The organism is Massilia consociata, assembly GCF_042432755.1.
Lineage (GTDB): Bacteria > Pseudomonadota > Gammaproteobacteria > Burkholderiales > Burkholderiaceae_D > Telluria > Telluria consociata.
In genome coordinates, this window is record NZ_JBHLWP010000012.1 from 62,407 (window position 1) to 69,438 (window position 7,032).

Genomic DNA, 7,032 nt, shown 5'->3' on the forward strand with positions numbered 1-7,032 from the left:
TGGCACAGCGCGTGAAGCCTGCCCGAGGAGCGGACAGTGGCGGTGGCGACCAGCGGGATGCGGCAGACCGGCCTGGCGCATCAGGCTGATCCTCTTGATAGGCGAGGCCGGCCGGCTGTGGCGCCGGCATGGCGCCTTCCGTTGTTACTCCAGTCCCTTCCACCAGTGCGTGAACGGCTGCAGCGGGTCGGCCAGGAAGACCGGCTCGCCGATGCGCGGCGTGAGCAGCCGGTAGCGTTTTCCCTGGCTGGCGGCGACGGCGCGCTCGAACGGCTCGTCCCAGGCGTGGCGGGCCAGGGTGAACCGGCCGGCGTGGCCGCTCAGCATCGTGCGCGCGTTCAGGATCTCGGCCGCGCGCGATGCCTCCTCGGGATTCATGTGGATGTCGGCCCAGCGTACGTTGTACTGTCCGGCGTCGAGCGCGACGAAGTCGAAGCGCTCGAAACGCTTGGCGATGGCCGCGAAATGGGGGCCGAAACCCGTGTCGCCGCTGAAGTACAGCTTGCGCTGCGGCGTCTGCAGCGCGTAACTCGCCCACAGGCTCTGGTTACGCTGCATGAAGCGTCCGGAATAATGCTGCGCCGGCAGCACATGTGCCTGCAGGCCGGGGGCGATTTCCACGGTGGTGTGCCAGTTCATTTCCCGAATCTTTTCGGGCCGGTAGCCCCAGTGCAGCAGGTGGGCGCCGTTGCCGAGCCCCGTGATCACCATGCGCGTCTTCGGCTCGAGGCGTTTCATGGTCCCGTAGTCGAGATGGTCGTAGTGGTCGTGCGTGATCAGGACCGCATCGATCTCCGGCACATCCTCCAAGCTATAGAGATTGGTGCCGTCGAACGCCCGTACCATGCCGGGGACGGGGGCCGCGTACTTGCTGAAGACGGGATCGACCAGGATGCGCTTGCCCCCGATCTGCACATAATAGGAGGAATGGCCAAGCCAGACCACGATGTCTTGTTCCAGTGGCAGGCTCGCCAGGTCGGTCTTGACGGACGGCAGCGGCACGGTCGGCGCCGGTCGCTCGCGCGGTTCGAAACGGCCCCGGATGACGGCCAGGATGAAGCCGAAGCCGCCTGGGCGCGGCGGGGAAGCCACTTCGTTGTGGAACTGGCCGTCGCGGTACTGCGGCGATGCCTGCAGCGTCGCGGCCTCGTGCAGGCGTCCGGTCGAGGGATAGATATACGCGCATGCGCCGACGAGGGCAGCGCACAGCAAGGCCAGGCCAATTTTCAGCAATCTCTTCACAGCTTCTCCGTTTGGATGAATCGGTTGGTGCATGTCGGCGGCGCGCCGGCGGCGGCACAGGGCGCCGTACCAGCCAGCCTGTCTTGCGTCACCGGCGATGGACGTGCGCGTGGCCTCAAGGCATGGCACGCGAAGGCGTCGAGCAATCCAGCCGCTGGATGCCGCCCGGTTTCGGACGATGCGGGGGTCGCCACCGCGGCGGCAGGCGCAGCAGGTTCGGACGCGACCTGCGGAAGCGCGCCATGAGCGCCTGTGCGTGCGAAGGGGGGGGCAGCCTTGGAGCGCAGATGGCACCCGAGGCTTACCCATGGGGCTGCCTGCGGGACCGTAGCGCGCATGTGTAAAGTTGCGCAATGTTACTCCAGAATTCATGAAGGATTCATAATAAAAATCGCCATAGTCTTATGAATTGCGCTCATGAGTTTCGGAGGCACGGGCGAGCGCCAGCGTGCATCGGCAAAAAAAAATGCCCGCAGTGCGGGCATTGAATCTATTTTCTCGGAGGAGAAAGTAGAGGAGACAGGAACATGATGCTGCAACACGCGATATAAGTCCAATGGCATTGCATGATGACAGACATATGATTCGCGAATATGCCGTGCCGGGCCGTCCGATCGAGCGACCCCTCAGGCAGCAGGTGTCGCCGCGGCGCTCGCATCGGCCCTCACTGCCGCTTCGAGCAGGTCTCCCGCCGCGTCGTCGTTTCCTGCCCCGGATTCCCGTCCCCATTCGCGGTATTCGACCAGCGACGGGATGCGCTGCAGGGTTCCGAGGGGCTCGATCCCCATGCTGGCCAGTTGCGCGAGCAGTTCGGCCAACACCGTTTCGCGCTGCAGCGACCAGGTGGAAGCGAAGCAGCGCCAGAAGATCCATCCGGCCCGTTCCAGCACGCGCTGGCGTCCCATGTCGGCTGCCCACCTGTCCGGCCCGTGGAATTCGTCGCCATCGAGTTCGATCGCCAGGCGCCGGTCGTCCGCACCTTCGACCACCAGGTCGATGCGGTAGCCGGCGGCCGGCACCTGCGGAATGACACGGTAGCCTCGCTTGAACAGTTCGGTGTACACGTCGCGCTCGAACCCGGATTCGCACCGGGCGACGAGGCTGCCGGCTTCCTCGTTGCTCTCCACCGGCTTGGCGAAGTGCTCGACCAGCGTGCGCCGCAGGTCGAGCGTCGACAGTTCTTCCAGACGTACCGAGCGCACCAGATACATGCGGTCGCGCGCACGGGATGCGGCCACGTTGAATCGCTGGTCGTACTGCAGGCCGGACAGGGCATGGTGGTTTCTGCCGTCGGCAACCATGCTCAGGAAAACGATATCGCGTTCGCTGCCCTGGAAGATACGCGCATCGCCGCATGCAAAGTTGCGGCGCGCGAGCTCCGCCGCGTCACAGCGGGAACGCACCAGCTTGTCGATCCACTGGGCCTGCTCCGGACCGAGCAGGGAGACGATGCCGAGCGTGCGATGGCGCATGGCGGGGTCGCGCAGGATCGCTTCGATTTCGGCTGCGATGAACTCTGCTTCGGGGGGATTTTGCGACTTGGACGTCCGGTAACCGTTGGCGACAAACACGTCGACCAGCGGCGGGTCGAGCCGCTCCGACGCCTTCGGGATGCGCAGCGGCTGGATGAAGCCCTTGTAGAACACCCGGTTGCTGTACCCGATGATCGGCTGCACGCAGCGGAAGTGCTCGCGCAGCATGACCCGCGAAGCGGCGAACACCGAGGACGCGATGTCATACAGGGACATGTCGGCAGTGAGCACGGCTTCGAACGGCTGGCCGGCCAGGAAACGCCGGCGCAGCTCGACGATCTTGGTCGCCGAGACGAATCCCGCTTCGGGCGACACCTGCTTGTCGTCGCCCACGACGAGGATCTGCTTGCCGCGCAGGACCGCCGGCAGTGCCCACAGGTCGGACTGGCTGGCTTCGTCCACGATCACCAGGTCGAAGGCGCCCAGCGTGGCCGGAAGGGACTCCGACACGCGGGCGTGGCTCATGATCCAGCAGGGGACGGCCGCCTGCGCGTCCGTCATCGCCTGCTGGGCGTCGCGGCGGTAGCGCGCGGCGTTCACGCCGGTGCCCTTGCCGATCTTGCGCATGGCGATGCGGTAGGTTTCGAGTGCCGTCAGCACGTTCTGGCCGGCCTGGCGCCGGGTGGCGAGCCAGGCCGATTTCGAGACCAGCGCCTCGTACAGGCGGGCCAGGCCCGTCTCGAGGTTGCGCCGGCGCGCTGCCAGGGTGCGCATCTCGTCGCGGTCGTCGATGGCGTCCAGGTGGGTCTTCAGGCGCGCCCAGGTCCAGGCGTCGCGCCAGCGCACCGGGAAGACCGTATCGTCGCCCACGCGGTCCACCGGCACCGACATTACGCGCGCGGCTAGCCGTGGGGCGCCGTGGCGTTCGACCTCGCCGGCCAGCCGGCGCACGGTCGCGAGGACGGGTGCCAGCGCCTCGACGTGCCGGATCCCGGCAAGGATGTCGGCATAGTCGGCGATGATCCTTTCGGCAGGCAGGTCCGCAGTGCCCAGTGCATGTTCGACCAGGGCGCGTAGCCGGTCCGAGACGGGACCGCTGGTGCCGGCCAGCGTTTCGCGCAGGGTGTCCAGGCTCGACATCGCGTCGGCCAGTTCCGCGCGCGTGAGGTGGCGGCGCAGCTGTTCGCGGACGCGGGCCAGGTCGGCGTGCCGCCCCATCAGCTCGGCCTCCGGCACCTGGGCGAACACTTGTTCGGCCAGGACAGGGAGCGTGAGATCGTGCGTCGTGGCCAGGGCGTGGGCCCGGCGTGCGGCGAGCGCGATCTGCTCGACCTGGCGCAGTTGGCCGACGTCGGGCTGGAGCAGGGGGAGTGACAGCAGCTCGGCGAAGGCGTTCCAGCGCACCACGAAAGACAGCAGCCGCGTGTGCAAGGCCGCGAAGCGCTGCACGTGGGCCCAGCCTTCGGGTGAGCCCGGCGCGAGCCCGGCAACCCGGATGGCCCCAACGTGCGGCTTGATGTCGCCCACGCCGAAGGACAGGAAGCCGAACGGCTTGCCGGACACCGCCGCGCGTGCGATGGCCTCGAGGGCCTTGGGATGTTCCAGCGCCTCGCGCGGCGCCGTGACCGGCCGCTGCATGAACTCGGAACGCGCCTGCAGGAGCGCATCCATCTCCGAGAACAGGGCTTCGAGCGAGGCGCGTTCGGTCGCGAAGTCCGCACGCCGGCATTTCTCGCGCAGGGCAAATACCCATTCATGCCCCGACTCCTCGAGTTCGCGCACCAGCGCGGCTGCCACATCCAGCACCGCAAGCAGCCGGCGGGCGTGTCCGAGCACTTCCGGCGTCATGGCGCGTAGCGCAAGCAATACACCGGCCGCCTCGTCGCGCTCGATCTCGCGTACTGTCTGCAGCACCTCGTGCAGGCGCCCGACCTCGGCGGCCTGCGGAAGGGTGCTCGAACCCGGAATGCCGGCATGGCAGTAGACAAGGTCGCCACCGAGCCGGCGCCGCGCATCGCGCAACTGCATGCCGGCCTCGTCGCCGAAAGGCGGCGCGTGTTCTGGCGCCAGCGACAACCCGTCGTCGAACCAGTCGAACTGTTCCTCGCCGTGGATCACCAGTTCAGCCATCTTCTGTGCCCGCATCGGCACGCCGTCGACATCGATCTCGGCAAGGTGGACACGGGCGATGTCGTCGATGCGCGTGTCGATCCGCGCCATCTCCTCGTGCGCCCGGTCGAGCGCGGCGCGGCAGGTGGCGATCGCTTCTTCCTCCATCTGCGGATTCAGATGGGTGAGGGTGTGGATGATCGCCTCGATCGACGCCTGGAACTGGCGCATGCCTTCCTTGTCGCCGGACAGGAGCGCGACGGTGAGCGGGCGGATCGATCCGGGAATCTTCTCTTGCAGTACCTTCAGGGCCGGCTCGCCCTTGGACGTGACCAGGATCCGCTTCCCGGACGCCAGGTAGTGGCTGATGATGTTGGCGATCGTATGGGTCTTGCCGGTGCCGGGTGGTCCCTGGACGGCGACGCCCGGGGAGCGTTCGAGCTGTTGGACGATCGTTTCCTGTTCCCGGTTGTACGGCAGCGGGAAAAACAGCTCGCGTGCCGCGCCGCGGCCGTGCGCGCGGCCGGACAAGCCACGAAAGGCGATCGGTTCGTGCTCGATCACGGTGTCGCCCGGCGATGTGACGATGCTGAGCGGGCCGTCGGGAATGGCGTCGCCGGCGCTGACGCGCTCCTTCAGGCGCGCGATGTCGTCGATCAGGAAATGGCTGGCGCGCGGACGGGCAAACACGACCCACTGGTTCGTCACCACCAACTTCTCCCCAGGCGCCGGCGGATTGGCGCAAGCGCGGTCGTAGCGTGCCGACGCGGCCAGGTTGGCGGCGACCAGGCTCAGGATCGGTTCCACTGTCGCCGGGTCGAAGGGCGAGATGGCGGTGTCGGGGCGTTCGCGCACCAGGGTGCGCGCGGCACGCTCGACATCGCCGATGCCGGGCACGGCGCAGGCTGCAAACGCGTCGAACTCGAGGCGCGGCTCGGTCTGGCGCGGGCGTACGGCGATCGCGTGGCTCGCGCTGTCGATCTCGAGCTCCACGGCCTGGGTGATCAGGGGATAGTGGAAGTCGGCGGCTGCCGGTGAACCGGACTGGCTGGCGCCCGTGATGCGCCATGAGGACACGCCCATCCCCCAGACCAGTTCGATCGGGCGTACCGCCTCTTCGGACTCGAGGCGCGTCTTGAGAGCAAACAGGTCCGCGTAAAGGGCGATCACCTGGCGGCGCGGTCGTTCACGCACGGCCCAGTCATTCCAGTGCAGGGTATAGACGCCCAGCAGGCGACCGACCCGCGCACGGCGTTGCTCGTCGCGCTGCGCCGCTTCTTCTTCGCCAACAAGGCGGGCATCCTCGTTGCGGGCGCTTGCCAGTGCCGCCTCCTTCAAGCCCGGCGGCCGCGCCATCGGGTCGTCGCTGATCGTCAGGAACGGCGCGAGGTCGGGCTCCGGGAGGGGCGGAGCGGATGTTGCCTCAAGGCGATGTACCCGAAGCCAGATGGGCTCCCCATCAGTGTCCACGTTGAAGTCGATCCAGGGCAGCGTCTCCAGATCAGCAAAGGTCTTCTTGAACTCGGTAGCCTTCGACAGTGTAAAAGCTGCAGGGTCGATGTCTTTGGCTTGCTCGACCAGATAGTCGAGCAGCCCGCTCATGAGCTGGGCAGGGGATGGCATGTTTGTTCGCGGATGGGCGGTGGTAAGGTGGTGGTTCAGCGTTGCCGGGAGCGAGAGTCGCCGGGACTCTATCCTCTCAGCGATTGATGCTTGATTGCATCCGATTTCCATAGAGTGGCGTTATATTAACCTCTATCAACTCAACAACGGTTTCGCTGGTGTGCAGCAGCTATCGGGAGCACGCCGTCGGTGCCCGATTGTTGTCATGGGCGGCCAATAGACTGCCCACTCTAAAAATTCGCGCAGGGACTTGCACGGCGCGCCCAAGGTTTGCTATGATTCGCCTCCGCTTCGGGGAGTGCTGCAGAGCACGGGCCGAAAAGTTCAACGAAATCAAGTGGTTGAGTTGACAAGGCCGGCAGAAAAAATCTGCGGCGAAGCGAACGAGGGGTTGACGAGAAACGCGAAACACTGCATAATCTCACTTCTCTGCTGCTGACGAACACAACGCTTCGTTAGGTACAGCAAGGTGCAAGACACCGATCTTTAACAATCAACAGTCGATAAGTGTGGGCGTTTGATGAAGGTGCCGGCTGGCTTAGGTCAGCTGCATACTTAAATTATCAAATGTTCACAAAAAAGAAAT

Annotated in this window: 2 protein-coding genes; both read right to left on the reverse strand. The window is 65.9% G+C overall.

From position 1 onward, the window contains the following. Positions 1-144 precede the first annotated feature (144 nt). A complete protein-coding gene (locus tag ACFFJK_RS13365; protein ID WP_379679747.1) occupies positions 145-1,242 on the reverse strand; it encodes an MBL fold metallo-hydrolase in 1,098 nt (365 codons plus the stop codon). Between the two features lie 626 nt (positions 1,243-1,868). Beyond that, positions 1,869-6,446 (reverse strand): PDDEXK-like endonuclease domain-containing protein, encoded by a 4,578-nt coding sequence (locus ACFFJK_RS13370; protein ID WP_379679748.1) that lies wholly within the window; start codon positions 6,444-6,446, stop codon positions 1,869-1,871. Positions 6,447-7,032: the final 586 nt, after the last annotated feature.

Bases quoted from the DNA above. Each gene is read 5' to 3' on its own strand.
- ACFFJK_RS13370 (WP_379679748.1), bottom strand. From the start codon at position 6,446: ATGCCATCCCCTGCCCAGCTCATGAGCGGGCTGCTCGACTATCTGGTC.